This is a genomic window from Halospina sp. K52047b, assembly GCF_008709855.1.
Lineage (GTDB): Bacteria > Pseudomonadota > Gammaproteobacteria > Pseudomonadales > Oleiphilaceae > Halospina > Halospina utahensis_B.
Map to the genome: position 1 here is coordinate 142,429 of NZ_VYJH01000004.1, position 25,765 is coordinate 168,193.

Genomic DNA, 25,765 nt, shown 5'->3' on the forward strand with positions numbered 1-25,765 from the left:
TTTCCTATATGTCAATGAGAATGGTTCGCACTAATAATGGCGATCACCGGATCTTCCCTAGTCACTGCCAGTCTGCAGCAGTGAAATATCCGCGACCCTGAGGAACAGCTGCCTGAGTCGTTCCAGGAGTGCCAGCCGGTTGGCCCTCAGGCTGTCGTCGTCCGCCATCACCATGACGTCGTTGAAGAACCGGTCCACCACCTCACGCAGCTGCGCCAGGGACTGGAGGCCGGCATCATAGTCGCCGCGGGCGAACAGCGGTTCGACCTGTGCCTCCTGGGACTGGAGCGCCTCATAGAGTGCCCGTTCCGCCTCTTCCTGAAAGCGTTCGGGATCCACACTGCCGGCCTGGGTGCCGCCCTGTTTCTCAAGGATATTGGAGACCCGCTTGTTGGCGGCTGCCAGGGCCTGAGCTTCCGGCAGGGCGACGAAGTTGTTCACCGCCAGCACCCGGCGATGGAAGTCGAGGGGCTGGGTGGGTCGGCGCGCCTGAACCGCCAGGAAAACCTCCGCCGGAACTCCCTGATCCTCGAAGCTGGCCCGGAAACGCTCAAGAATATAGTCCACGACCGGCTGGATCGGATCGTTCACAGTAAGGCTGTTGAACTCCCCGGCAGCCCAACCGGCCAGCTCTTCGAGATCCAGGGTCAGTTCGCGTTCCACCAGTATGCGGATCACGCCCAGTGCCGCCCGGCGCAGTGCGTAGGGGTCACGTGTGCCGCTGGGGGGCTGGTTGATCCCGAACAGGCCCACCAATGAATCAAGCCTGTCCGCGAGCGCAACGCAGGCGCCAATGTCGGTCTGCGGCACACGGTCCCCGGCAAAGCCTGGCAGGTACTGTTCGCTCAATGCCCTTGCGACCGATTCGTCCTCACCATCATGACGTGCGTAATACTCGCCCATGACACCCTGGAGGTCGTCGAACTCCTGGACCATCTCGGTCAGCAGATCGGTCTTGCTCAGGGTTCCGGCACGCCGTGCCTTGTCCGGATCCGCGCCAATGCCCCCGGCAATACGCCCGGCCAGGGAGGCAATCCGGAGTGTCTTGTCGTGCAGGCTGCCCAGATCCTGCTGGAAGACAATGGGTTTGAGATCGTCCAGCCTGTCGATGAGCGGGGTTTTCCGGTCGGTATCGTAGAAGAAGGCGGCGTCCGCCAGCCGGGGCCGGATGACCTTTTCGTTGCCCGCGATCACCGCCGAGGGGTCGTGGCTCGCGATATTGGCCACTGTGATGAAACACGGCATCATGGTGTTATTGGCATCCACCACGTGGAAGTACTTCTGGTGTTCCTCCATGGAGGACACCAGGGCTTCCGGCGGTACGTCGAGGAATCGCTCCTCAAAACGGCCGAGCAGCGGTACCGGCCATTCACACAGCGCGGTGACCTCGTCCAGAAGGTCCGGATTGATGACCGCGCTACCTTTAGCCTGTTCTTCCGCCACACGGTTCACCCCGCTACGGATCGTCTCCCGGCGTGTCGCGAAATCCGGTTCAACCCAGCCGTGCTGGCGCAACACCAGTTCGTAATCCGCAGGCGTGGAGATGATGAGCTCACCCGGGTGATGGAAACGGTGACCACGCGTGGCCTGCTCGGCTTCGCAGCCCAGTACGGTGCAGGGTACTTCCTTACTGCCATAGAGCATGATCAGCCAGTGAACCGGGCGAACAAACTCCTCGCGGCGGGACCCCCAACGCATGCGTTTGGGGATGGGCAGTCCATTGAGCGCTTGCTCCACCATACCGGGAAGCAGCTCGGCCGTGGGGCGGCCTTTTTCCACGCCACGGTAGACCAGCCAGGCGCCTTTATCGGTCTCCATGGTGTCCAGCTCGTCCGGCTGGATGCCCAGGTTGCGCGCAAAGCCTTCCAGGGCGCGCGTGGGGTTGCCCTGATCGTCAAACGCCGCTTTCACGGCCGGGCCCTTCTTCTCGAAGGGAGTGTCCGGCTGGGCGTCCGCGAGCTTATTCACGCGTACGGCCAGTCGCCGGGGTGTGGCGAAGGTCTCGATCTCGCCGTACTCAATGCCCGCGTCCGCCAGCGCGCTGCGCAGGCCCTCCCCGAAGGATTCCGAAAGTGTCTTCAGCGCCTTGGGGGGTAATTCTTCCGTGCCGACTTCAACCAGGAAATCCGGTGTGGCCATGATCATGCCTCCTTCTGGGTGTCGTCGTCGGCGAGCAGTTCGCGCCGGATGGTCTCGTCCGCCATGGGGAAGCCGAGATCCCGGCGCCGGTCGTAATAGGCCCGGGCCACCGCCCGGGCCAGGGTGCGTACCCTCAGGATGTAGCGCTGGCGCTCGGTGACCGAGATCGCATGCCGGGCGTCCAGCATATTAAAGGTGTGGGAAGCCTTCAGAACCTGTTCGTAGGCCGGCAGGGGAAGGCCCGCATCAACCAGGCGCTGGGCCTCACGCTCATGCACCCCGAAGGCGTGGAACATGAACTCGACATCCGCCTGCTCGAAGTTGTAGTGGGACTGCTCGACCTCGTTCTGGTGGTAGACGTCGCCATAGGTTACTTCGCCGGCCGGTGTCCGCGTCCAGACCAGGTCATAGACGCTGTCCACCTCCTGCAGGTACATGGCGATGCGTTCCAGGCCGTAGGTGATTTCACCGGTCACGGGGTAGCATTCAATACCGCCCACCTGCTGGAAATAGGTGAACTGGGTGATCTCCATGCCGTTGAGCCAGACCTCCCAGCCCAGGCCCCAGGCCCCCAGGGTTGGCGACTCCCAGTTGTCTTCCACAAAACGGATGTCGTGCACCAGTGGGTCCAGGCCCAGGACCCGCAACGAGTCCAGGTACTGTTCCTGGATGTCGTCCGGCGAGGGCTTGAGCACCACCTGGAACTGGTAATAGTGCTGCAGCCGGTTGGGGTTCTCACCGTAGCGACCGTCCGTGGGGCGGCGGCTGGGTTGGACATAGGCGGCATGCCAGTTTTCCGGCCCGATACTGCGCAGGAAGGTGGCGGGATGGAAAGTCCCCGCGCCCACTTCCATGTCCAGCGGCTGCTGGATGATGCAGCCGCGCTCGGCCCAGAACTGCTGGAAGGCCAGGATCAGCCCCTGGAAGGTTGTTACATCGGGTTGTGCCTGTTCGCTCACGGCGTCCACCTGCTGGGGATTGAGGGGATCGGTTTCCCGTTCTACCAAAGGCGCGTATTATACGCTCCGCCTCCGGTTCTTAGGAAACCCCGGCCCGGGAGTCGTTCAAATTTCCATGAAAACCCTGCGCATCAGGGGCCTGCGCGCCCTGCTCTGGCTCATCGGTCACCTGCCGCTGGCGCTCGCCCAGTCGCTGGGCCGTGTTGTTGGCCTCTGTCTATGGGCCGCGCGCGATCGTACCCGCAAGGTAACCGAGCGCAGTCTCACCCTGGCCTATCCGGACATGCCGGAAGCCGAGCGCCGTACCCTGGCCCGCGACAGCCTGCGGGAGACCGGCAAGCTGATCGCGGAAATCCCCATCATGTGGGAAAGCCCAGTCCCGCGCTGCCTGGGCCTGATCCGTGAATTCGAGGGCCAGCATCTTCTGGACGAGGCACGGGCCGAGGGCCGCGGCGTGGTGCTGATCGTGCCCCATCTCGGCAACTGGGAACTGCTGGGGCTCTACTACTCCACCCGCTTTTCCATGGCCGCGCTCTACAGCCCGCCCAAGATGGCTGAGATGGAAGACTACATGTCGAAGGTGCGGGGTCGTGGTGGGTCGGAGCTGGTCCGGGCGGACCGCAAGGGGGTGCTGCGGCTGTTCAGCATCCTGCGCGAAGGCGGTGTTGTGGGGATACTGCCGGACCAGGTTCCGGATGCCAGTGGCGGCACCTACGCGCCCTTCTTTGGTATCGATGTTCTGACCATGAAGCTGGTTTCCCGCCTGGTTCAGAAAACCGGCGCCCGGGCTGTGGTGACCTATTGCGAACGGCTGCCTGGCGCCCGCGGTTTCCGCCTGGTTGCGGACGAGGCGGATCCACGGCTCTACGCGGCGGACACGGAGACCTCGGTGGCCGCCCTCAACGCCAGCGTGGAATCCGTTGTCCGGCGGATTCCGGAACAGTACCAGTGGGAGTACAAACGCTTCCGCAAGCAGCCATCCGGCAAGCCCAACCCCTACAGAGACCTCTGACGGAGCCATTGAGTGCGCGCCTACGCGGATAACGACTACCCGGGCGACTACCGCCCGGACTGGCGGGTGATCGCCAGCCTCTGGCCCTACCTGAAGGAATTCCGGGGCCGCGTTGGCATCGCGGCTGCCTGCCTGATCGTCGCCAAGCTGGCGACGGTGGCCACGCCTGTGGCACTGAAATACATCGTCGACCATCTGGACGCGAAAGACAGCGGCGACATGGTCCTCTGGATTCCGGTTCTCCTGGTGGTCGCCTACGGGTTGCTGCGCTTCAGCGGCACCCTGTTCAACGAGGTGCGCGACGCGGTCTTCGCGCGCGTCGCAGAGCGGGCCATGCGTCGTGTTTCGCTGCAGGTCTTCCGTCATCTGCACCGGCTGGAGCTGGGCTTTCACCTGGACCGCCGTACCGGGGGCCTCGCCCGGGATATCGAGCGCGGCACCAATGGCATCAGCTTCCTGCTGCGCTTCACGCTGTTCAACATCGTGCCCACTATCCTGGAACTGGTGATGGTCTGCGGCATCCTGTTGTTCGCTTTTGATCCCGGCTACATGCTGACCGTCCTGGTGGCCGTCGTGATCTACGTGGTGTTTTCGATCCGGGTCACCGAGTGGCGGACACGGTTCGTGCGCGAGGCGAACGCCAAGGACAACGAGTCCAACAGCCGTGCGGTGGACAGCCTGCTGAACTACGAGACGGTCAAGTACTTCAGCAACGAGGACTTTGAGGCCGAGCGCTACGATGCCAACCTGGCCGAGTGGGAACAGGCCCGGCTCAACAACCGCCTTTCACTGGCGACGCTGAATGCCGGTCAGGCCCTGATCATCGGCATCGGGCTCATTGCGGTCATGGCCATGGCGGTAACGGATGTGGCGGCTGGGGACATTACCCTGGGCGATTTCACCATGATCAACGCCTACCTGCTGCAGCTGTTCATTCCCCTGAACGCCCTGGGCTTTGTCTACCGCGAGATCCGGCAGGCACTGGTCAACGTGGAGCGCCTTTTCGGGTTGCTGGAACAGCCACCAACAGTGGTGGATGCGCCGGACGCGAAACCACTGGCGGTCACCGGGGGCCGGATCGAATTCCGCCATGTTGGGTTCGGCTATCGCCCGGACCAGCGGATCCTGCAGGATGTCTCCTTTGAGGTGCCGGCCGGCTCCCGGGTGGCGGTGGTGGGCGCCAGCGGCGCCGGCAAGTCGACCCTGGCAAGGTTGTTGTTCCGCTTCTTCGATGTGCAGGAAGGCGCCATTACAGTCGATGGTCAGGATATCCGCGAGGTCACCCAGCAGAGCCTGCGCGAGGCCATCGGCGTGGTGCCCCAGGACACCGTGATGTTCAACGACAGTCTGCGCCGCAACATCCTCTACGGACGGCCCGATGCCAGTGAGGAGGACCTGCAGCGGGCGCTGCGCATGGCCCATCTGGAGGACTTCGTGGCACGCCTTCCCGAGGGGCTGGAAACGCGGGTCGGTGAACGGGGCCTGAAGCTTTCCGGGGGTGAGAAGCAGCGCGTGGCCATCGCCCGTGTCATCCTCAAGGATCCGCCCATACTGGTGCTCGACGAGGCCACGTCGTCACTGGACTCGGTGGCGGAGCAGCATATTCTGGAGGCGTTGGACGAGGTCGCCAGCAACCGGACCACGCTTGCCATTGCCCATCGCCTGTCCACGGTGAATGACGCGGACAGCATCCTTGTCATGGATGCCGGCTGTATTGTTGAACGCGGCACCCATGAACAGCTGCTTGCCCTGGGCGGTCGTTACGCCCGGCTATGGGAACGTCAGGCGCTGGGCGATGAGCCATCGGCGGATGCCTGAAGGGATTCGGGGGTGAGCATGTCGATACCGCCATCAGCGTTCTGTCGGGCCACAACCGTGCGGTTACGGCCGCGCGTCTTGGCCTGATAGAGGGCTTCGTCAGCGGTACGGATCAACCACTCATGGTCCCGCTGGCAGTCCGGTATACAGCACGCCAGCCCAATGGAAACGCTCAGCGCAATGGGGTTGCCCTCCCATTCAAATTCCACTGATGCCGCGGCCTCGCGTATGCGTTCGGCCAGCAGGGTCGCGCCTCCGAGATCGGTCATGGGCAGCAGGATCACGAATTCCTCGCCCCCGTAGCGCGCGACGGTGTCGGCGACCCGTCCCACTCCCTCTTCGCAGATCGCTGCAATCCGGCGCAGCGCGTCATCACCGCAGAGGTGGCCGTAGTCGTCGTTAACCGCCTTGAAATGATCAATGTCCAGCATCAGAAGGGACATGGTATGGGTCTCACGGCAGCTGCGCCGCCATTCGCGCTCCAGGGCCTGGTCAAAGTAGGGTCGGTTCTTGAGCTGCGTGAGGCCATCCAGCTCGCTCAGCTGCTTGAGCTGATCATAGGCGTGGCGGAGCTCCTCGGTGCGCTCCTCCACCCGTGCTTCCAGCTTGAGGTTGGCGTCCTGCTGCACCCGCAGCGCCTCGGCCTGGGCCTGCTGGCGCTGTTCGCGTTCCTGGTTGATGCGCCAGGCCAGAGCAAAGGACAGCAGCAGCATCTGGATGACGGCGCCGATCTGGGTGCCATGGTCCACCAGCATATTGGTGGGAATCACGCCGGTCTTGCTGACGGTATAGGCGATGTTGGCAAACAGGAAGATGCCCCAGGCAATGACGTAGAAGCGGGCCAGCACTTCACCGCGCCACCACAGATAGCAGGCACCCACCAGCGCCAGTACCGCCTCGCTGCTGACGACCCCGAGCATCAGAGCAATGGCGATGTGATAGGGCACGAGCACGCTGATGATTGCCAGGGCAATACCCGACCAGCCGATGGCCCGGAAGATGATGGACCACAGGCGGCTGTGCCTGGGGGCATTGAGGAACTGATGGGTAAAGAACCCCACGGCGGCAAGGCTGAGTGAGAGAAGCACCGTCAGGCTGATGCCGTTGAACCAGGGCGCGCCGGGCCACAGGTACTGGAAACCGAAGCCCCGCAGCGCCGCCTGTGACAGAACGAAGGCCAGCAGATAGAGGACGTACCAGAGATAGGCGCCATCCCGTACCGCAAAGTACAGCAGCAGGTTGTAGATGGCGAGCGCCCCCATGATGCCGAAGAACATCATGTGCAGTGCCGAGGACACCTGGGTATCCCTGAGGAAGGCCTCCGGCTCCCACAGACGTACCGGGGCCTGCAGGGCCCCTTCGGTCTGGATGCGGATCAGCAGCAGGTAGCGGGTGTCCGGAGCCAGTGTCAGCCGGCTCACGAAATCGTGATGCGCGATCGGTCGGGATGAGAATGGCAGGGTATCCCCGGTGTGGACCTCGGTGACGGTTTCACCGTCACTGGCCCGAAGAAGCTGGATCCGGACATCATCCAGTGGTGGATAACCTATCTGGAGATAGCGGTCGATTTCCGAACTGCTTTTGAGCCAGACGCCCATCCATACGGGGGCGCTCTCCAGCCCGAGGTTGAGGATCCGGCCGTTGGTGGTCTGCCAGTCCGGCTCCCCAGGCGCCTGTAACAGCGATTGCGCGCTCAGTTCAGAGTTGGGGTCGGCCACCCACCGCATATCAGCGCTGAGGTCCAGTTCCCTTTCATCATCGACCTCGACGAGCTCAAGCGCCGCTGCTGGGCCGCTGCCGAGTACCATGAGGACCAGGATGACGACTGCAAACCACGTTCCGACAATACGTTTCATGTTCCGCAGTCTAGTTGAGCCGCAGTGGTTGTCACATTGGCCGTTCAGCGCCGCCAGAACTCAGGTGTGAACAGTACCAGCAGCGTGAAGATTTCCAGTCGTCCCAGGATCATGGCGGCCATGCCGCTCCATTTGGTGACATCCGGCATGGTCTGGAAGGTGCTCGAGACCTCGCCGAGACCCGGACCCAGGTTGGTCAGGGTGGCTACAACGGCGGTCCAGGCGGTTACCTGATCCAGACCCACCGCGAGGTTGATCATCAGCAGTACAACGAACACCACCATATACATGGAGAAGAAGCCCCAGACTGCCTGGAGGATGCGGTCGGAAACCGGACGGTTACCAAGTTTGATGGGAATAACCGCATTGGGGTGAAGGATCCGGCGGATTTCTCGTGCACCCTGACGATAGATCAACAGGATCCGCATGGCTTTCATTCCGCCGGTCGTTGAGCTTCCGGAGCCCCCCATGAAGGCCATGAGAATCAGCATGACCGGAAGGATTCCGGGCCAGGATGCGAAATCCCCCGTTCCAAACCCGGCCGTTGTCGCAACGGAGAGTACCTGGAAAAGACCTTTGGAAATGCTGCTGAGGGGGACATAGACGTCGTTGATCAAAAGCAGGACGATCGTAATGATGCAGCCCCCGGCCATTACGCCTGCATAGAAGCGGAATTCAGGGTCTCTGATGTACTGACCGGGCCCCTTTTGATTCCACGCCATGAAATGCAGGGCGAAATTGATGCCACTCAGGAACAGGAAAAGAGAGCCGATCAGTTCAATGGTTGAGCTGTCGAAATAGGCGAAACTGGCATCATGGGTGGAGAACCCACCTGTGGCGATGGTCGCAAAGCTGTGACCGATCGCATCAAAAAGCGTCATTCCAGCCGCCCAGTAGGACAGGGCGCAGGCAATGGTCAGTATCACGTAGATATAGGAAAGCGCTTTTGCGGTTTCCGCAATGCGTGGTGTGAGCTTACTGTCCTTGACTGGTCCGGGGACCTCAGCTCGATACAGTTGCATGCCCCCGATACCGAGCATGGGCAGCATGGCAACTGCCAGAACGATGATGCCGATGCCGCCCAGCCATTGAAGCTGTTGCCGATACCAGAGAATGGACTTGGGAAGGTCATCGAGACCGGTCAAAACAGTGGCACCAGTCGTTGTCAGCCCGGAAACCGACTCAAACAGGGCATCCACGAAAACCATGCTGGGTTCGGAGCTGAAGAAAAACGGAACGGCGCCTGACAGGCTGAGAACAATCCAGAAGAGCGATGTGATCAGAAAGCCATCACGCACCCTCAGTTCCATATTGTTCCGACGATTGGGCCACCAGATCAGGGCTCCGGAGAAAAGCACAACCGCAAACCCTTCCAGAAATGCGAGAGACTGCCCGTCCTGATAGATCAGCGATACCAGAATCGGTGGCAGCAGCGTCAGGCTGAAGAGCATCATCAGCAGGCCGAGGATTCTGGCAATGACTCCGTAACGCATGGCGTGCCCTTCTAGAAGAACGTGAGTCCGACCTGGAAGAGCTTCTCCACTTCCCGGATCCGTGTCTTGTCCACCAGGAAGAGGATGACGTGATCGTCCGGCTGGACCCGGACGTGGTCGTGGGCGATCAGCACCTCGTTGTCGCGCACGATGGCGCCGATGGTGGTCCCTTCTGGCAGCGGGATCTCATCCAGCCGCAGGCCCACGACCTTGGAGGAACGCTGGTCGCCGTGGGCGATGGCCTCAATGGCCTCGGCCGCCCCGCGACGCAGCGAGTGGACGTTGACCACGTCGCCCTTGCGCACATGGGTCAGCAGGCTGCCAATGGTGGTCTGCTGCGGCGAGATCGCCACATCGATCTCACCGCCCTGGATCAGGTCCACGTAGTCCGGATTGTTGATCAGCGTCATCACCTTGCGCACGCCCAGGCGCTTGGCGAGCATCGAGGCCATGATATTGGCTTCGTCGTCGTCGGTGACGGCGCAGAATACGTCCGTGTCCTCGATGTTCTCCTGCAGCAGCAGGTCCTTGTTGGCGGCGTCACCCTGGAGGACGATGGTGTTGTCCAGGTTCTCGGAGAGCTCGATGCAGCGGTCCTGACTGCGCTCGATGATGCGCACCCGGAAGCGGTCCTCGAGGGTGCGCGCGAGCCGGTGGCCGATGTTGCCGCCGCCTGTGATCATGATGCGTTTGTAGGGCTTCTCCAGGGGCTGGAGTTCGCTCATGACCGCACGGATATGGTCACTGGCGGCGATGAAGAAGACCTCGTCGCCCTCCTCGATCACGGTGTCGCCCTGGGGAATGATGGGCCGGTCACGGCGGAAGATGGCCGCCACCCGGGTGTCGATGCGCGGCATGTGCGCGCGCAGGTACGACAGTTCATGCCCCACCAGTGGGCCGCCCTCGGTCGCCCGGATCGCGACCAGCCGCGCCAGGCCCCGGGAGAAATCCAGCACCTGAAGCGTGCCGGGGTATTCGATCAGTCGTGTGATGTGCTCGGTGACCACCTGCTCCGGGCTGATCAGCACGTCGATGGGGAAGCCTTCCTTCTTGTCCCGCTCGAACAGCTCCGGGCGGGCCAGATAGGCGCCGGTGCGCACACGGCTGATCTTGGTGGGGGTTCGGAAGCAGGTCCAGGCCACCTGGCAGGCGACCATGTTGACCTCGTCACTGTTGGTGGTGGCGATCAGCATGTCCGCGTCCTGGGCCCCGGCCTGCTTGAGCACGCGCGGATAGGAGGCACGCCCGAGCACGGACTGGATGTCGAGCCGGTCCTGGAGCTCGCGCAACCGGCCCGGGTTGTTGTCCACCACGGTGATGTCGTTTGCCTCGCTGGCCAGGTTTTCCGCGAGCGTACCCCCAACCTGGCCGGCGCCGAGAATGATGATCTTCATGGGTAACTGCTGACTCCCTCGCCGGATCCGTCAGACCCAGTGGGCCGGGTTTTTCTCCAGACAGGCGTAGAAAAAGCCGTCCTGTTCCCGCTCCCCCGTGATTAACTGGCGACCGTAACCGGTCTCGATGCCCCAGTCCAGCGTTATGGGGACCAGCTGGGCATCCATGTGGCCATTGATGAAGCGCTGGATGATACGCGCATTCTCCTGCTGAAGCACAGAGCAGGTGGCGTAGACCAGCCGGCCGCCGATGGCCAGCGTCTGCCAGCAGGCCTCAAGCAGGCGCAGCTGGGTATCCGCCAGCTCGCGGATGTCGGTCTCGCGGCGCAGCAGCTTGATGTCGGGGTGGCGGCGGATCACACCGGTGCCGCTGCAGGGGGCATCCAGCAGGATGCGGTCGAACGCGGTGCCGTCCCACCAGGCGTCCGGATCGCCGGCATCCGCCGCCACCAGCCGGGCGCCGGCGCCGATGCGTTCAAGGTTTTCGGTGATCCGCCCGAGTCGGTCCCGGTCCGAGTCCAGCGCTACTACTTCCGTGAGGTCCGGTTCGTGCTCCAGGATGGCGCCGGTCTTGCCGCCGGGGGCAGCACAGGCGTCCAGCACCCGCTGGCCCGGGGCCAGCTCAAGCAGTTGCGTACACAGCTGCGCGGCTTCGTCCTGCACACTGAAGTGGCCTTCGGCGAAGCCTGGAATGCGTTCCACGGGGCAGGCTTCATCCAGCTGCAGGGCATGGGGCGCGAGCTGGCCGGGTTGTGCGGAAAGCCCGGCGTCCGCCAGTGCTGCCAGGGCACTGGCCTGGTCATGATGACCGGTATGATAGCGCAGGCTCATGGGGGCCCTGCGGTTGTTCGCCTCCAGCATAGCCTGCCAGCGCTCCGGCCAGTTGGCACTGAGCTTGGCTACCAGCCATTCCGGATGGCTGTAGCGGATGGCATCGGTAACGGGCTCTGATTCGCCGTCACGCAGGCTTTTCCGGAGTATGCCATTGACCAGGCCGGTGAGCTGGTGCGCGCCGAGTTCCCTGGCGGTCTCGACGCTCTGGTGAATGGCCGCATGGGGCGCTATCCGCGTGTGGCGAAGCTGGTAGAGACCGAGAATCAACAGGGACTCCAGCTGCGCATGGCGTTTCGGCAGGGGCTTGTGCAGCCGCTGCTGGAGTTCCGCGTTGAGGCGGTGCCACCAGCGGCAGCTGCCGAAGCACCAGTCCTGAAGCCGGCCGCGCTCATCCGCCGGCAGACCCTCAAGGGCGGAGGGCAGGATCTGCCCAAGGGACTGGCCGCTGTGAACCACCTGGTGGATGATGCGGGTTGCCGTGGCGCGCAGGGAGCCCCCTGTCACGCCGCTCATGCTCCCAGCCTCTGACCAGGGAGGAGCACGGGCCTGCCGCCATTGATGAGGTCCTGCATGGATTGGGGGCGGCCGCCGGGCAGCTGGACCCGGGTGATGCGGAGGACGCCCTCGCCGCACTGCACCAGGGCGCCGGAGGGCTCGCGCTCGAGAACCGTCCCCGGCTCGGCATCCGTCACCTCGGTGTTCACCGGCTCCGCGAAGAGCACGCGCACAGCCTCATCATCCACCGTGGTGTGAGCCATGGGCCAGGGATTGAAGGCACGGATACGGCGCGCCAGGGACTGCGCCGATCCCTGCCAGTCGATGCGGCCATCGCTGCGCTCGAGTTTGCGCGCATAGGAGGCCCTGTGATCGTCCTGGGGTTCGGGGTCCAGGCTGCCGTGCGCCAGTTCGTACAGTGCTGCCGTGATGGCTTCGCCACCAAGCCCGGCCAGCCGGTCGTGAAGGCTGCCACCCGTCTCGTCGTCCGCGATGGTAAGGCGGTGGCGGCTGAGCACATCCCCGGTATCCAGCCCGGCGTCCATCTGCATGATGCTGATGCCGGTCTCGCTGTCGCCGGCGGCGATGGCCCACTGGATGGGCGCGGCCCCGCGCCAGCGTGGCAGCAGCGAGGCGTGGACGTTCAGGCAGCCGTGATCCGGAATGTCCAGAACGGACTGGGGCAGGATAAGGCCATAGGCGGCGACCACCATCACATCCGGGGCCAGTTCCCTCAGCGTGGCCTGCGCCTCTCTGTTGCGCAGGCTTTCGGGCTGTTCAATCCGGAGCCCGTGATCATGGGCCAGCTGGGATACCGGGCCGCGACGTGCCTTTCGGCCCCGTCCGGCGGGGCGGTCCGGCTGGGTATAGACGGCCAGGATCTCATGCCCTGCTTCAATCAGGGCGCTGAGGCTGGCCGCGGCAAAATCCGGGGTGCCCGCGAAAACGATCCGCACGGTTCAGTGACTCCTCAGGAGGCTTTCTGGCGCTGCTGTTTCTCGACCCTGCGCCGGATGCGGCTGCGCTTGAGCTGGCTCAGGTAGTCGATGAAGAGCTTACCGTTCAGGTGGTCCACCTCATGCTGCAGACAGACCGCCATGAGACCGCTGTGTTCCTCGTCGAAGGGCTCGCCGTGGTAGTCCAGCGCCCGGACCCGGACGGACTGGGGACGGGAGACATCCTCGTAGACGCCGGGAATGGAGAGGCAGCCTTCCTGCATGGGCTCCTTCTCGCTCTCAGGGATCTCGAGTTCAGGGTTGATGAATACCCGGGGGGTGCTCTGGTCCTCGGAAAGATCGATCACCAGTACCCGCCGGTGGACGTTCACCTGGGTGGCGGCCAGCCCGATGCCCGGGGCCGCATACATGGTTTCGATCATGTCATCGACCAGGCGCCGGATGCTGTCATCCACGGATGCGACCGGCTCGGCGACGGTCCGCAGCCGCGGGTCCGGAAATTCCAGAATACTGAGAGTCATGATGCTGCTCCGAAGGGTTACTGGCGCCATTATCACGCATCAGGCAATGACCGTACAAACCGCCACGCTTACAAATCATTGCAGTGTTGTGGACGCGGTCCACCCGCTGGGATCGCAAATGGCGTTATTTCTTCTATAGTGGTGAAATAATGACGTCGATCGATCGAGACAAGCCAGCAAGGAAACCGAGCATGAGGATTCTGTCGATTCTGCTCACGGTGGCCCTCGGGCTGGGCGCCACCGGGGTCATGGCCGAGACACAGCTGCGGGATGACCATCCCGAGCAGTACACCGTCCAGCCCGGGGATACACTCTGGGACATCAGCGCACGCTTCCTGAAGGAACCGTGGAACTGGCCGGAGATCTGGCAGGCCAATCCCCAGGTGGACAATCCGCACCTGATCTATCCGGGGGATGTCCTGGAACTGACCTGGGTGGATGGCCAGCCGCGGCTGTCACGGGCCACGGACACGGACCGGGAAATCAAGCTCTCCCCGGAGGTGAAGGAAACTCCGCTGGACACCCCTATCCCCACCATTCCCCTGGAGGAGATCCGGAGCTTCCTGTCCAACACGCGGATCGTTGATGAGGCCACGCTGGAGGAAGCGCCCTATATCGTGCAGGGCCGTGATCGGCGTTCGATTATGGGTGCCGGGGATCGGGTCTACGCAAGAGGCGAGGCGCAGCCCCGGGAGACCCTGGCGGTGTTCCGTCGCGGTACCCGGCACGTGGATCCGGAAACCGGTGAGTTCCTGGGCCTCGAGGCACGCTCCATGGGTCGGGGTCGTGTGGCTGAGGTCAACGGCGAGCTTCTGAGCGTGGATCTGACCGCCAGCCGCGAAGAGATTGAAGCGAAGGACCGGCTGCTGCCCACGGAGTCGCGCGAGATCACCACGCGTTTCCAGCCCCGTGCGCCCGAGACGGATATCCAGGGGCGGATGATCGATGTCGAGGATGGCGTCAGCAACATCGGCCAGTATAATGTGGTCACCATCAACCGCGGTGAACGCGAGGGCCTGGAAGCGGGTCATGTGCTGGCGGCCTACAAGAAGGGCAACCAGGCGCGGGACCCGGTGACGGATGAACTGCTGCAGCTGCCTTCGGAACGGGCGGGGCTGGTGATGGTTTTCCGCACCTATGAGAAGCTCAGCTACGGGCTGGTTCTGCAGGCGACGCGACCACTGGAGATCATGGACGAGGTCCGTAACCCCTGAAACAACCATTCTGACAGAGGAAGTCACTGATGACGGTCATGGAACGACCCACCCTTCCCGGCCCGGAGACGGGCGACGCCCATCATCTGCTGGCGCTGCTGCCGGGCATGAATCCGGAACACTGGCAGGTGGTGCTGGATCAGCTTGAGGATCCCGCACGGCTGCTGACCATGACGCCGGACAGCCTGCGGGCACTTGGGCTGCCCAGGTCCACCCGCCAGACCCTGAATGCCTGGCAGGCCCAGGGGCTTGAGCCCACCACGCGGCAGCGCCTGGAGCATGCCCGGCAGCAGTGCGGGGAACTCGGGATCCGTGTTATCCATTGGCGGGATCCGGACTATCCGGAGGCGCTGAGGCACATCCATGGCCCGCCGCCAGTGCTCTACTGCCGGGGTGACATCAACGCGCTCAATCGCCCCTGCCTCGCCATGGTCGGCAGCCGGCACGCCAGCCGCGATGGCCTCAATCACGCACGGCGCTTTGCCCATGCCCTGTCCGAGGGTGGTTTCAGTGTGGTCAGCGGCCTCGCCCTTGGCATTGACGGGGCGGCCCATAAGGGGGCGCTGGAAGGCGGTGGCGCCACCGTGGGCATCCTCGCCAACGGCGTGGACCGCCCCTACCCGCGCCGCCACGAGGCGCTGGCCAGGGACATGCTCCAGGCCGGAGGGCTCCTGGTCTCGGAGCTGCCTCCGGGCACCCCGGCCCGTGCCCACCTGTTTCCCCAGCGCAACCGCCTGATCAGCGGGCTCTGCCTGGGTGTGCTGGTGGTGGAAGCCGGGCTGCGCAGCGGCTCGCTCATCACGGCACGGCTGGCGATGGAGCAGGGGCGGGAGGTCTTCGCCGTTCCCGGGTCCATCCATCAGCCAAGCGTCCGGGGCTGTCACCGGCTGATCCGGGAAGGCGCCGTGCTGGTGGAGACAGTGGATGACATTGTCTCGGAGCTGGGGGTCTGGGAATCCGTGCCCGCCAGAACGGAACCGCAAGCTGAAACCACACCCGCCCATCTGGATGAAAGCAGTCGTCGCGTTCTGGAGGCGGTGACCTATGAACCGGTGGATTCGGACAGCCTCTGCCGCGCCACGGGCATGGCGGCTGCCGATCTGCTTCAGGCCACGCTGCTGCTGGAGATGGAGGGGCTGGTGGAATCAACGCCGGGCGGTTATCGACGCCGATCGGGCTGACGTGGGCCGCCGCTGGGGATAGACTTCCGCCTGACGATTCTGGAGATGGAGGTACCGGTGACAGCGCAGAGCCCGGACTGGTGGCATACTGAACAGGCAGCGGACTCACTCATGGCCGGCGGCGTCTGGGCTTACCCTACGGAAGCGGTCTGGGGACTGGGTTGTGATCCCTGGGACCCGGAGGCCGTGGAGCGGATCCTGGCGCTCAAGGGCCGGCCCTGGCACAAGGGCCTGATCCTGGTGGCGGCGGATACGCAGCAGCTGGATTTCCTGTTGGCGGACGCACCGGAAGAGGTCCGCAAGGCGGTGGACGACTACTGGCCCGGCGCCAATACCCTGCTGTTGCCGGATCCCGGTGAGCGAGTGTCTTCGCTGGTGCGCGGCGATCATGACCGGGTGGCCGTGCGGGTGCCGGATCACCCCCAGGTCCGGCGTCTGTGCCGGGCTTTCGGTGGGCCGCTGGTGTCCACCTCCTGCAATCGCGCCGGCGGTTCGCCGCTGCGCTGGTCCTGGCAGATCCACCGGGCATTCGGCAGTGAGCTGGATGGCATCCTCACCGGAGCCCTGGGTGGCGCCCGACGCCCGAGCCGCATCATCGACCCCATGGATGGTACCCTTCTGCGTGACTGACAACGCCCGTCCACGGGCAGCCGAGGAGCATCCATGAACAACACCCCCGACCCGGACGCCGTCTACCAGTACCTGATAGATCTCCAGGACCGGATTACCGATACCCTGGCAGAGCTGGATGGTGGTGCCGGTTTCCGGGAGGAGACCTGGGAGCGGGAAGCCGGAGGAGGTGGCCGCAGCCGCGTGATCGAGGACGGGGATCTGATCGAGAAGGGTGGCGTGAATTTCTCCCACGTCATGGGCGCGGAACTGCCGCCCTCGGCCTCCGCCAGCCGCCCGGAGCTGGCGGGTGCGAGCTGGGAGGCCATGGGTGTATCGCTGGTGATCCATCCGCGTAATCCCTATGTGCCCACCTCCCACGCCAACGTGCGCTTCTTCATTGCCAGGCCGGAAGGCCGTGAACCGGTCTGGTGGTTCGGTGGCGGTTTCGACCTGACGCCCTATTACGGTTTCGTGGCGGACTGCCGGTACTGGCACGAAATGGCCCGGCAAGCCTGTGCGCCGGCCGGTGATGACACCTGGCACCGTTTCCGCCAGTGGTGTGACGACTATTTCCACCTCAAGCACCGTGGCGAACAGCGTGGTATCGGCGGGCTCTTCTTCGACGATTACAACGAAGGCTCCTTTGAACACAGCTTTGAACTGATGCGCTCCATCGGGGACAGCTACCTGCCGGCCTATGTGCCCATTGTGGAGGCACGCCGCCATACGCCCTACGGCGACCGGGAGCGCCAGTTCCAGCTCTACCGCCGGGGGCGCTACGTGGAGTTCAACCTGGTCTACGACCGGGGCACGCTGTTCGGGCTGCAGTCCGGAGGGCGCACGGAGTCCATCCTGATGTCCCTGCCGCCGCTGGTGCGCTGGGACTACAACTGGCAACCGGAGTCCGGAACGCCCGAGGCGCGGCTGAGTGACTACTTTCTGCAACCCCGCAACTGGCTGGAGGAGACGGATGACTGAACAGGCCCGCTATGCAGTGGTCGGCAATCCCATCGAGCATAGCCTGTCGCCGCGCCTCCATACGGCATTTGCTGAACAGACCGGCGAGTCCCTGGTCTATGAGCGGCTGCTGGCGCCGCTGGAAGGGTTCCGGGATAGCGTGGAACGCTTCTTTGCGGAGGGCGGTGCCGGGCTCAACGTGACGGTGCCGTTCAAACAGCAGGCCTGGGAGATCGCCGGCCGCCATGAGCCCAGGGCGGCCCGGGCCGGCGCGGTGAACACCCTCTGGCGGGAAGCGGACGGAACCCTGGTCGGGGACAACACCGATGGTGCCGGGCTGGTGCGGGATCTGCGTGTGAACAACGGCGTGACCCTGGCCGGTGCCCGGGTGCTGGTGCTGGGCGCCGGCGGCGCCGTGCGCGGTATTCTGGAGCCACTGCTGAAAGAAGCACCGGCGGAAGTGGTGATCGCCAACCGCACACTGGCGCGCGCCGAGGGGCTGCGGGATCTCTTTGGGGATACCGGTACCGTGGCGGTCAGCACCTTTGAGGCTCTGGTGGGGCCCTTCGATGTGATCATCAACGGCACCAGTGCCAGCCTGCAGGGCGAGCTGCCACCTCTGCCGGGCGCTCTCGTCAATCCGGCAACCGTCTGCTACGACATGATGTACAGCCAGGCGGAGACCGCCTTCAATGCCTGGGCTCGGCAGCAGGGTTCCAGGCTGCGCCTTGACGGGCTGGGCATGCTGGTTGAGCAGGCGGCGGAATCCTTCCTGCAGTGGCGCGGGATGCGCCCGGATACAGGTCCGGTCATGGCCCTGCTGCGGCCCGACTGAAGGCTGTTCCGCTGAATCTGGACTATGCTGGGGCCATGGAGGCCAGCCGGGAGGATCTCCCGGCCCCTTTCGGAGACAGTGAGGCGCCATGGATCTTCTGACACTGCTCGGCCTGCTGGTCGGCATCACCACCATTGTTGCCGCGATCGCCACCAGTTCCGGTCTCGCGTCCTTCCTCAATATTCCGGGGTTCCTCATCGTGGTGGTGGGCACCCTGGCGGTAACCCTCATCAAGCACCGCATGACCTCAGTGGTCAGCGCCTTCCGCATGGCGTTCGGCGAGGCCTTTCGGGACCGCACCGAGGAGCCCCTGGACCTGATCCTTCAGATCCGGGACCTGGCGGACATCGTCCGCAAGAAAGGCATCCTGGGCCTGGAGGATTACGACACCCGTTACCGGTTCCTGGCCAGGAGCATTGAGCTGGCCGTGGACGGTCATCCGCCGGAATTCATCGAGGAGGCCATGACCCATGAGTTCCAGCAGACGCTGGAGCGCTATGAGAACGCGGAAAGGGTCTTTCGGGGCATCGGTGACTCCGCGCCGGCACTGGGCATGATCGGCACACTGGTGGGGCTGGTGCAGATGCTCAACCAGATGGAGGACCCCTCGGGCATTGGCCCCGCCATGGCGGTGGCCCTTCTGACCACCTTTTACGGCGTGGCCATCGGCCAGGTGATCTTCCTGCCGCTGGCGGACAAACTCCAGCTCAAGATGCAGGACGAACAGCGCAACATGACCCTGGTGCTGACCTCCATGCAGAACATCCTGCAGGGCCAGAACCCACGCGTCATGCAGGATGTGCTGGCCGCCTATCTGTCACCCGAGGCGCGCGAGCGGCTCGACCAGGGCCGGCAGGCCTGACGGAGGGCGTTGATGGCGGCACTGCCGAAGCGCCGGTCCAGACGCGGCAACACCAGCAGCAGTTCTCCCGGGTGGATGACCACCCTGGCGGACATGTTCATGCTGCTGATGACCTTTTTCATCCTGATGCTGTCCTTTTCCAGCATGGATGCGGAGAAGTACCGGGCCATGGTCACGTCCCTGGTTGAGGCATTCAATATGGCCCCGGATCAGATGCCCGAGCCCCAGGGGCTGGCGGATGAGGATACGGAATCGCCGGCCATCAGCGAGGACGTCCCCATCCCCATGGACGGGGCACCCGCGGCCCCTTCCGAGGGCGACGCCATGCTCCGGGGGCAGGCCTCGGCGGAACCGGCGCGCCCGGATGTGCATCCCGGGGTGGAACAGCTCGCCAGTATGCTGATCTCGGAAATGGAGAAGGCGGTCAGTGAGGAGCAGATCGACGTCGGGTTTGATCGCCAGAGGGTGGTGATCCGCTTCAATGACGAGGCGACCTTCCCGGTGGGTAGTGCTGAGCTGATTCCGGACATCCGCCCTGTGGTGGCCGACATCGTGGAGATTGTAGCCCGCTGTGACGGCGAGGTGGTCGTCACCGGCCATACGGACAACCGGCCCATCGTCAGTGACCGTTACCGCTCCAACTGGGATCTGTCCGCGGCGCGGGCCGTGTCCCTGGTGCATGAGCTGGTGCTCAATCGGGCCATACCGGCGGAGAATGTGGTGGCTGCGGGGAGGGCCGAAACCCGGCCGATCGCTGATAACGACACCGCGGAAGGCCGCGAGAAGAACCGGCGCGTGGAGATCGAGATCTATGAGCCGGACTGTGACACTGGTGGTGGGGACTGAGTTCCGGGCATAAAAAAGGCGCCGGCAGTGCCGGCGCCGGAGCACCATGGGGCGTCCTGCCCCGAGGGGTCAGTTGACTTCCACCTCGATGGCCCTGGGCTTGGCCTTCTCCTGCTTGGCGAGGGTCAGCTCAAGCACGCCATCGTGGTAGTTGGCCTTGATGTTCTCGTCGTCCACATGCTCGGGCAGTGTGAAGCTGCGGGCGAAGTGACCGTAGAACCGCTCCACCCGGTGCCGTTTCGCGTCGTCTTCGGTGGTCTCGAAGTTACGCTCGCCCTGAATGGTCAGCACGCCATCGTGCACCGAGACTTTGACGTCTTCCTTCCGGATACCGGGCAGTTCCGCGGTTATGACGAAGGCATCCTTGTTTTCGGTGATGTCCACCGAGGGAGCCCAGTCGGTTTTCTGCAGGATTTCCCGATTGCCGTTGGTCGCCGGTGTTGTATCCCGGCCGGCCATCTGACGGTTGTACCGGTCGAGAATGTCTTCGAACTCGGCAAAGGGATTCCAGCGGGTCATGGCTGTCATGGTTATCACCTCCTCTCAACGAACCTGAAATCATGTCGGGACAACAGCTTCGTCAGGGGGAGCGTGGCTGACCGGCGCCGGATCATCAGTCCGCTTCCCTAACGCCCTATTGGATAGATAGGGACTGCTCGCGTATTTTCAAGGGGCGTCGGCAAGGAATTCGTCCTTGAGCTTGACGTAATTTCCGGCAGTGTAGGTGAAGAACCCAAGCTCCTCGTTGGTGAGGGGGCGGGCCTGGCGTGCTGGGCTGCCGCGGTACAGGTAGCCGGATTCCAGGGTCTTGCCCGGCGGTACCAGGGTGCCGGCGGCGATGATGACTTCGTCTTCCACAACGGCACCGTCCATGATGATGGAGCCCATGCCGACCAGCACCCTGCTGCCGATGGTGCAGCCGTGCAGCAGGGCCTTGTGCCCGACCGTGACATCATCGCCCACAGTGAGGGGGAAGCCGTCCGGGTTGTAGGGGCCGGCGTGGGTGATGTGGCACACGGAGCCGTCCTGGATGCTGCAGCGGCTGCCGATGCGGATGCGGTGCATGTCGCCGCGGATAACGGTCATGGGCCAGACCGAGCAGTCGTCGCCCAGTACCACGTCGCCGATGACGGTGGCGGTGGGATCAATCCATACGCGGTCCCCGAGCTGGGGGTGATCGCCCTTGTGGCTGCGGATCCGGGTCATGGTGGGTCCTCCATCTGAACTTAGGGTGGTTACGGGAAGTATGTCATCATGATTGCATCAAGGTCACACGCAGGAGACGCTCCATGAACAATCCTCTGCTGGCTCAGGACCAGCTGCCGAAGTTCGATGCCATTGATGTCGAGCACATGGAGCCGGCCATCGACCGGATCCTGAAGGAGAATCGGGCGCGCGTGGCGGAACTGGCGGAGCAGCAGGCGCCGACCTGGGCGAGCCTGGCCCAGCCCATGCAGGCGCTGGACGACCGCCTCAACAATGCCTGGGCGATCATTTCCCATCTCAATGGCGTGATGAACGACGAGGCGATCCGCGAGGTTCACAAGCGCTGCCTGCAGAAGATTACCGAGTACGGTTCCGAGATCAGCCAGAACGAGGCGCTGTGCGAGGCCTATAAGCGGCTCGCGGCCAGTGATGAGTTTGGCCGGTTGCAGGAGGACCAGCAGGAGGCCATCCGCCAGACCCTGCGTGACTTCCGGCTCGGTGGCGTGGATCTGCCAGAGGCGCAGAAGGCGCGTTTCGCCACCCTTTCCCAGGAGTTGGCGGATCTGGAAAGCCGCTTCGGCGACAATGTGCTGGATGCCACCCAGAACTGGTACCGCCAGGTGACCGATGAATCCGAGCTCGCCGGCCTGCCGCAGACCGCTCTGGACAGTGCCCGCCAGGCGGCGGAGCAGCGTGGCATGGACGGCTGGGTGATTACCCTGGATTTCCCCTCCTTCTACCCGGTACTGACCTACTGCGATAACCGTGAGCTGCGCCGTGAGGTGTACGAGGCGTTCACCACCCGCGCCTCGGATCAGGGCCCGGATGCGGGGACCTGGGACAACAGCCCGCTGATTGACGAGATCCTGAAGCGCCGGCACGAGCAGGCGCAGCTTCTGGGTTACGACAACTACGCCCAGCTGAGCCTGGCAACCAAGATGGCGGCCAGCGAGGACGAGGTGCTGGGCTTCCTGAACCGGCTGGCCGGGCGAGCGAAGCCGGTGGCCGAGCGCGAGCTTGAAGAGCTGCGTGAATTCGCCCGGGAACAGGGTGGTCCCGACCCCCTGGAGGCCTGGGATCTGGGCTATTATGGCGAGAAACTGCGCCAGGCCCGGTTCAGCATCTCCGAGGAGGAGGTCCGGCCCTGGTTCCCTGTGGGCCGTGTGATCAAGGGCCTTTTCCAGGTCGTCGAGAAGCTGTTCGATGTGCGCATCGTGGCGGATGAGAGCATTCCGGCCTGGCACGACGACGTGACCGCGTACCGCATGGAGCGCGGTGGTCAGCCCCTGGCCTTTTTCTATCTGGACCTCTATGCCCGCCAGGGCAAGCGTGGCGGCGCCTGGATGGCCGACTGCCGTGTCCGCTGGCGCCATGACGACGGCAGCGTGCAGCTCCCTGTAGCCTTCCTTACCTGCAACTTCACCCCGCCGGTGGGCGAGCAGCCCTCCCTGCTCACCCACGATGAGGTGGTGACGCTCTTCCATGAGTTCGGTCATGGGCTGCATCACATGCTCACCCAGGTGGACGTTGCGGATGTCTCCGGCATCAATGGGGTGGCGTGGGACGCGGTGGAACTGCCCAGCCAGTTTCTGGAGAACTGGTGCTGGGATCGTGAATCACTGGCGCTGATTGCCGGCCATCACGAGACCGGCGAGCCGCTGCCGGACGACATGCTCGAACGTATGCTCGCGGCGCGCAACTTCCAGAGCGGCATGCAGATGGTGCGCCAGCTGGAGTTTTCGCTGTTCGATTTCCGTTTGCACAGTGAATACGACCCGGCTGACCCCGTGGACCCGCTGGCGCTTCTGACCGAGGTCCGCAACCAGGTGGCCGTGGTGCATCCACCGGCGTTCAACCGTTTCCCGCAGGCGTTCGGACACATCTTCGCTGGCCCTTACGCCGCGGGCTACTACAGCTACAAGTGGGCGGAAGTGCTGGCCGCGGATGCCTTCTCGCTGTTTGAGGAACAGGGCATTTTTGATCCGCAGGCGGGGCGTGCTTTCCGCGAGAATATTCTGGAAAAGGGTGGTTCACGTGAACCCGCAGCGCTCTACCGGGCCTTCCGGGGGCGCGAGCCCAGCGAGGAGCCACTGCTGCGCCAGTCGGGAATCACTGAATCGGAGCGGGCGGCCTCAGCCGCGGGAGAGCCAGCTTGAAGAAACGTTTCATCGCCGGGGCGGTCTGCCCCCGTTGCAGTGCCATGGACCGGATCGTGATGTACACCACCGAGGAAGGCACCTTCCGGGAGTGCGTGGACTGTGGCTTTGAGGATCGCCAGCCCGAGGCGGCGGACATGACCCCGGCCTCGGAAACCCTGAAGACCCGCGTCACACCCACCGAACCGGATCCGCCGAAAAAGGACGATACGCCACAGCCGGTGCGGATCCTGCCTTCCGGGTCCGGCGGGACCCATTAAGGCGGGAGGTCAGCGGCTGCCCTCAGGCACCGGCAGCAGAAGGTCCGGGCGTATCGGCAGCAGCGGCAGCTGCACCGGTGATCCCCCATTTTTAAGGAAGGGGTTCGGCAGGGGAATGAAGACCCGGTCCATGACGTCCAGCTTCTGGATCGGCCTGCGGAAATAGGTGCTGAACCATTCCTCGTAGTCGCCGCTGAGCATGGCACGGTGCAGCCCCACGGTAAGCCGCTCGGCCATGTGCTCGTCATCCGGGGCCACGAACAGATATGAGGGCATCCGATAGGTGAATACGAGCCCGTCCTCTATCGTCAGCCGGTCGCCCTGATACTGTTGCAGATCGATCAGGATCTCACCAACCCCGCGCAGGAAGCAGTCGAAGCGGTCCCTCTCAAGCATCGTCAACAGGTTACTGAAACGCGGCGAGGTCACGACCTCAAAACCGGACTGGCGCAGGATGCGGGTATCGGGCCAGTGCGTACCCTGGCCAATGGTCAGGCCCTGCTGCTGGAAGTCGTCGGCGGAGAAGATCCGGTCAAACCGCGCCTGGTCACCCTTGCGGATGATGCAGATGCGGAATCCCAGCATGCCCTGGGCAATGGGAATCGGTACGGGTCTGAGTTCGCGGTTGCGTTCCGGGGAAGAGGCAACGTTCGCAATGCGGACCCGGTTCCTGTGCCCGGCGCGCAGATGCCGGGTCGCCCGGGCCTGGGCCATGGGCATGCTGGCGCGGATTTCCGTGGGCCCGTAATCCGGCGTCTTCGCCAGTGCCATCGTCACGAGTTCGCGGATGGCCGGGCTCTCATGGTTGCGCTTCCAGAGCGTGATGGGCCCATCGCCGCCGTCAGTGCCCGCCAGCAGGGGGGGTGCCAGCGCGAGCAGCAGAAGAATGGCAACTGACTTCCGTGTTGTCAGCATGGTCCGCTCCAGTCAGGAATGGGCCCGGTAGCGGCCAGGCCCGAGCATCAGGACCACCACCGCATTCACCAGGAAAAGCACCGGCAGCTCCAGGGCCCAGCCGCCATTGGTCTTGAGCGTGAGCAGCTCGTGCTGGTGTGCGAGAACCAGAGCGAACACCATGTTGATGGCTACCAGCACCGCTGCGACACGGGTGTGAATACCCAGGATCAGCATGGCGGGCGCCAGGATTTCACCGATCAGAACGCCCCACGCGAGTATGGCCGGAAGGCCGTGCGCGGCCAGAAGGTTCTCGATTGGCCCGATGCCGTTGAGCAGCTTGCTGATCCCGTGCAGCAGGATCAGAAAACCCAGCGCCAGACGCAGTATGAGACGGGCAAGATCCGGTTGGTTGAGCACCTGAGTCCCCTTCGGTCATTTCCTACAGTGCTGAGCGGAACGAGAACCGGAAATGGATTCCGTTGCGCGCCAGCAGGTTGGTCCAGTATTCGTGCATCCACTGCCAGGCCTCGTCGCTGGCCTGGGCGACAAAGGGCGCCAGATCCAGATCGTAATAGTCGCCCGAACCGACAATCTGGCGTACCGTGATCAGTATGGCCTGATCGAGCTCGTTGGCAAAAGGCTCGCCGATGAGATGATGCACCAGGAGGTTCGCCTCGGTGGCTTCCGGCTCCAGAAGATTGCTGTTGCGGAACGACCGGTTGTTCTCGTACATCTCCTCCATAAGGCGGTGGCACTGGTAAGCTTTCACCAGCAGCCCCTCCAGACCCTCATAGCCTGCCAGAAGCACGGACGGATGGGCGAAATAACCGGTGGCTGTCTTGAGGAAGGGGTGAAACAGTGCATCGACCCCTGCACGTTCGGCGCAGATCCGGACGCAGTGGATGAGCCCGGGCGTCATTTCCACGTATTCGCGGGCAAATCCGTACAGCGCCGCTGCCGGGTCTTCGGCCTCCACCCGGAACAGCCCATGCAGGACTTCCGCCCTGGTGCGGAGTGCCTGCTGGAACTGGCCACCGGCGGATTCCCGGGCCACGGCCTGGGCGATGATCTGGGTGATGGACTCCGGCGTCATGGACCGTACAGCGCTGGTGGATGGAGACCGCAAGCGGTTTAGTCTCAGTGTAGCTGAGTTTGCGGGCAGTGCCCGCCGGGTGGTCGGGGCTGGCCGGACACGATAGAATTGGGTCTTGACGGTTGTCATACGCGCAAAAAACGATAAACTCTGCGTAACTTTGCGCGAG

At 63.8% G+C, this 25,765-nt stretch carries 24 protein-coding genes; 11 read left to right on the plus strand and 13 right to left on the minus strand.

All coding sequences use genetic code 11. From position 1 onward, the window contains the following. Window positions 1–57: 57 nt before the first annotated feature. On the minus strand, window positions 58–2,139 hold the full coding sequence (glyS, locus tag F3089_RS07345; RefSeq protein WP_151440163.1) for a glycine--tRNA ligase subunit beta: 2,082 nt from the start codon (window positions 2,137–2,139) through the stop codon (window positions 58–60). A gap of 2 nt (window positions 2,140–2,141) precedes the next feature. Further along, on the minus strand, window positions 2,142–3,098 hold the full coding sequence (glyQ, locus tag F3089_RS07350) for a glycine--tRNA ligase subunit alpha (RefSeq protein WP_151440164.1): 957 nt from the start codon (window positions 3,096–3,098) through the stop codon (window positions 2,142–2,144). Between the two features lie 115 nt (window positions 3,099–3,213). On the opposite strand from glyQ, the gene F3089_RS07355 reads away from it, so the two are divergent. Together F3089_RS07355 and F3089_RS07360 are read left to right on the plus strand one after the other, a co-directional pair. Then, window positions 3,214–4,110 (plus strand): lysophospholipid acyltransferase family protein, encoded by an 897-nt coding sequence (locus F3089_RS07355; RefSeq protein ID WP_151440165.1) that lies wholly within the window; start codon window positions 3,214–3,216, stop codon window positions 4,108–4,110. Window positions 4,111–4,122: 12 nt separating this feature from the next. Continuing rightward, entirely contained in the window at window positions 4,123–5,928 is a 1,806-nt protein-coding gene (locus F3089_RS07360) for an ABCB family ABC transporter ATP-binding protein/permease (protein WP_151440166.1), read from the plus strand. Here the strand turns inward: F3089_RS07360 and F3089_RS07365 are convergent. Genes F3089_RS07365 through def form a run of 6 tightly spaced genes read right to left on the minus strand, consistent with a single transcriptional unit; the run spans window position 5,892 to window position 13,480 of the window. Beyond that, the gene (locus tag F3089_RS07365) at window positions 5,892–7,784 is read right to left on the minus strand and encodes a sensor domain-containing diguanylate cyclase (protein ID WP_151440167.1); all 1,893 of its coding nucleotides are present in this window, start codon (window positions 7,782–7,784) and stop codon (window positions 5,892–5,894) included. The genes F3089_RS07360 and F3089_RS07365 overlap by 37 nt on opposite strands. 44 nt (window positions 7,785–7,828) lie before the next feature. Then, window positions 7,829–9,277: a TrkH family potassium uptake protein gene (locus F3089_RS07370; protein ID WP_151440168.1), complete on the minus strand. Its 1,449-nt coding sequence runs from the start codon at window positions 9,275–9,277 to the stop codon at window positions 7,829–7,831. Between the two features lie 11 nt (window positions 9,278–9,288). After that, window positions 9,289–10,671: a Trk system potassium transporter TrkA gene (gene trkA, locus F3089_RS07375; RefSeq protein ID WP_151440169.1), complete on the minus strand. Its 1,383-nt coding sequence runs from the start codon at window positions 10,669–10,671 to the stop codon at window positions 9,289–9,291. 30 nt (window positions 10,672–10,701) lie between these two features. Further along, window positions 10,702–12,018: a 16S rRNA (cytosine(967)-C(5))-methyltransferase RsmB gene (gene rsmB, locus F3089_RS07380; RefSeq protein WP_151440170.1), complete on the minus strand. Its 1,317-nt coding sequence runs from the start codon at window positions 12,016–12,018 to the stop codon at window positions 10,702–10,704. Further along, window positions 12,015–12,956: a methionyl-tRNA formyltransferase gene (gene fmt / locus F3089_RS07385; protein ID WP_151440171.1), complete on the minus strand. Its 942-nt coding sequence runs from the start codon at window positions 12,954–12,956 to the stop codon at window positions 12,015–12,017. The genes rsmB and fmt overlap by 4 nt, the downstream gene beginning before the upstream one ends. A 14-nt stretch (window positions 12,957–12,970) precedes the next feature. Then, window positions 12,971–13,480 (minus strand): peptide deformylase, encoded by a 510-nt coding sequence (gene def, locus F3089_RS07390; protein ID WP_151440308.1) that lies wholly within the window; start codon window positions 13,478–13,480, stop codon window positions 12,971–12,973. Window positions 13,481–13,668: 188 nt separating this feature from the next. On the opposite strand from def, the gene F3089_RS07395 reads away from it, so the two are divergent. The 7 genes from F3089_RS07395 (at window position 13,669) to F3089_RS07425 (ending at window position 19,984) form a co-directional block, all read left to right on the plus strand. Continuing rightward, window positions 13,669–14,691, plus strand: a complete 1,023-nt coding sequence (locus F3089_RS07395; protein ID WP_151440172.1) for a LysM peptidoglycan-binding domain-containing protein — start codon at window positions 13,669–13,671, stop codon at window positions 14,689–14,691. A gap of 29 nt (window positions 14,692–14,720) precedes the next feature. Then, complete coding sequence (gene dprA, locus F3089_RS07400; protein ID WP_151440173.1) at window positions 14,721–15,872, plus strand: DNA-processing protein DprA; 1,152 nt, start codon at window positions 14,721–14,723, stop codon at window positions 15,870–15,872. A 111-nt stretch (window positions 15,873–15,983) separates the two neighbouring features. Beyond that, complete coding sequence (locus F3089_RS07405) at window positions 15,984–16,502, plus strand: L-threonylcarbamoyladenylate synthase (RefSeq protein WP_225741711.1); 519 nt, start codon at window positions 15,984–15,986, stop codon at window positions 16,500–16,502. A gap of 33 nt (window positions 16,503–16,535) precedes the next feature. Then, window positions 16,536–17,462, plus strand: a complete 927-nt coding sequence (gene hemF, locus F3089_RS07410) for an oxygen-dependent coproporphyrinogen oxidase (protein ID WP_151440175.1) — start codon at window positions 16,536–16,538, stop codon at window positions 17,460–17,462. After that, on the plus strand, window positions 17,455–18,276 hold the full coding sequence (aroE, locus tag F3089_RS07415) for a shikimate dehydrogenase (RefSeq protein WP_151440176.1): 822 nt from the start codon (window positions 17,455–17,457) through the stop codon (window positions 18,274–18,276). Before hemF ends, aroE begins: the two co-directional genes overlap by 8 nt. Before the next feature lie 88 nt (window positions 18,277–18,364). Beyond that, window positions 18,365–19,138 (plus strand): motility protein A, encoded by a 774-nt coding sequence (locus tag F3089_RS07420; RefSeq protein WP_151440177.1) that lies wholly within the window; start codon window positions 18,365–18,367, stop codon window positions 19,136–19,138. Window positions 19,139–19,150: 12 nt separating this feature from the next. Further along, window positions 19,151–19,984, plus strand: coding sequence for a flagellar motor protein MotB (locus F3089_RS07425; protein ID WP_151440178.1), 834 nt, complete (start codon window positions 19,151–19,153; stop codon window positions 19,982–19,984). Between the two features lie 69 nt (window positions 19,985–20,053). On the opposite strand, the gene F3089_RS07430 is transcribed toward F3089_RS07425, so the two are convergent. Continuing rightward, entirely contained in the window at window positions 20,054–20,512 is a 459-nt protein-coding gene (locus F3089_RS07430; RefSeq protein WP_151440179.1) for an Hsp20/alpha crystallin family protein, read from the minus strand. A gap of 138 nt (window positions 20,513–20,650) precedes the next feature. Next, window positions 20,651–21,190, minus strand: coding sequence for a gamma carbonic anhydrase family protein (locus tag F3089_RS07435; RefSeq protein ID WP_151440180.1), 540 nt, complete (start codon window positions 21,188–21,190; stop codon window positions 20,651–20,653). An 83-nt stretch (window positions 21,191–21,273) separates the two neighbouring features. Here F3089_RS07435 and F3089_RS07440 point away from each other — a divergent pair, with 83 nt between their 5' ends. Both F3089_RS07440 and F3089_RS07445 read left to right on the plus strand, forming a co-directional pair. Then, a complete protein-coding gene (locus F3089_RS07440; RefSeq protein ID WP_151440181.1) occupies window positions 21,274–23,346 on the plus strand; it encodes a M3 family metallopeptidase in 2,073 nt (690 codons plus the stop codon). Beyond that, window positions 23,343–23,606 carry a YheV family putative zinc ribbon protein gene (locus tag F3089_RS07445; RefSeq protein ID WP_198949356.1) on the plus strand — a complete coding sequence of 88 codons (264 nt, stop codon included), beginning with the start codon at window positions 23,343–23,345 and terminating at the stop codon, window positions 23,604–23,606. The genes F3089_RS07440 and F3089_RS07445 overlap by 4 nt, the downstream gene beginning before the upstream one ends. Before the next feature lie 9 nt (window positions 23,607–23,615). Here F3089_RS07445 and F3089_RS07450 read toward each other — a convergent pair whose 3' ends face one another. Genes F3089_RS07450 through F3089_RS07460 form a run of 3 tightly spaced genes read right to left on the minus strand, consistent with a single transcriptional unit; the run spans window position 23,616 to window position 25,596 of the window. Further along, complete coding sequence (locus F3089_RS07450; RefSeq protein WP_151440183.1) at window positions 23,616–24,521, minus strand: transporter substrate-binding domain-containing protein; 906 nt, start codon at window positions 24,519–24,521, stop codon at window positions 23,616–23,618. Window positions 24,522–24,533: 12 nt separating this feature from the next. After that, complete coding sequence (locus F3089_RS07455) at window positions 24,534–24,920, minus strand: DoxX family protein (RefSeq protein ID WP_151440184.1); 387 nt, start codon at window positions 24,918–24,920, stop codon at window positions 24,534–24,536. Window positions 24,921–24,942: 22 nt separating this feature from the next. Then, window positions 24,943–25,596 (minus strand): hypothetical protein, encoded by a 654-nt coding sequence (locus F3089_RS07460; protein WP_151440185.1) that lies wholly within the window; start codon window positions 25,594–25,596, stop codon window positions 24,943–24,945. Window positions 25,597–25,765 lie beyond the last annotated feature (169 nt).

What these genes read in the sequence shown, in the direction of transcription:
- glyS (WP_151440163.1), bottom strand. Translation starts at nt 2,139, where the DNA reads ATGGCCACACCGGATTTCCTGGTTGAAGTCGGCACGGAAGAATTACCC.
- F3089_RS07355 (WP_151440165.1), top strand. Translation starts at nt 3,214, where the DNA reads ATGAAAACCCTGCGCATCAGGGGCCTGCGCGCCCTGCTCTGGCTCATC.
- F3089_RS07365 (WP_151440167.1), bottom strand. Translation starts at nt 7,784, where the DNA reads ATGAAACGTATTGTCGGAACGTGGTTTGCAGTCGTCATCCTGGTCCTC.
- F3089_RS07370 (WP_151440168.1), bottom strand. Translation starts at nt 9,277, where the DNA reads ATGCGTTACGGAGTCATTGCCAGAATCCTCGGCCTGCTGATGATGCTC.
- trkA (WP_151440169.1), bottom strand. Translation starts at nt 10,671, where the DNA reads ATGAAGATCATCATTCTCGGCGCCGGCCAGGTTGGGGGTACGCTCGCG.
- rsmB (WP_151440170.1), bottom strand. Translation starts at nt 12,018, where the DNA reads ATGAGCGGCGTGACAGGGGGCTCCCTGCGCGCCACGGCAACCCGCATC.
- F3089_RS07395 (WP_151440172.1), top strand. Translation starts at nt 13,669, where the DNA reads ATGAGGATTCTGTCGATTCTGCTCACGGTGGCCCTCGGGCTGGGCGCC.
- dprA (WP_151440173.1), top strand. Translation starts at nt 14,721, where the DNA reads ATGACGGTCATGGAACGACCCACCCTTCCCGGCCCGGAGACGGGCGAC.
- F3089_RS07405 (WP_225741711.1), top strand. Translation starts at nt 15,984, where the DNA reads ATGGCCGGCGGCGTCTGGGCTTACCCTACGGAAGCGGTCTGGGGACTG.
- hemF (WP_151440175.1), top strand. Translation starts at nt 16,536, where the DNA reads ATGAACAACACCCCCGACCCGGACGCCGTCTACCAGTACCTGATAGAT.
- aroE (WP_151440176.1), top strand. Translation starts at nt 17,455, where the DNA reads ATGACTGAACAGGCCCGCTATGCAGTGGTCGGCAATCCCATCGAGCAT.
- F3089_RS07420 (WP_151440177.1), top strand. Translation starts at nt 18,365, where the DNA reads ATGGATCTTCTGACACTGCTCGGCCTGCTGGTCGGCATCACCACCATT.
- F3089_RS07425 (WP_151440178.1), top strand. Translation starts at nt 19,151, where the DNA reads ATGGCGGCACTGCCGAAGCGCCGGTCCAGACGCGGCAACACCAGCAGC.
- F3089_RS07430 (WP_151440179.1), bottom strand. Translation starts at nt 20,512, where the DNA reads ATGACAGCCATGACCCGCTGGAATCCCTTTGCCGAGTTCGAAGACATT.
- F3089_RS07435 (WP_151440180.1), bottom strand. Translation starts at nt 21,190, where the DNA reads ATGACCCGGATCCGCAGCCACAAGGGCGATCACCCCCAGCTCGGGGAC.
- F3089_RS07440 (WP_151440181.1), top strand. Translation starts at nt 21,274, where the DNA reads ATGAACAATCCTCTGCTGGCTCAGGACCAGCTGCCGAAGTTCGATGCC.
- F3089_RS07450 (WP_151440183.1), bottom strand. Translation starts at nt 24,521, where the DNA reads ATGCTGACAACACGGAAGTCAGTTGCCATTCTTCTGCTGCTCGCGCTG.
- F3089_RS07460 (WP_151440185.1), bottom strand. Translation starts at nt 25,596, where the DNA reads ATGACGCCGGAGTCCATCACCCAGATCATCGCCCAGGCCGTGGCCCGG.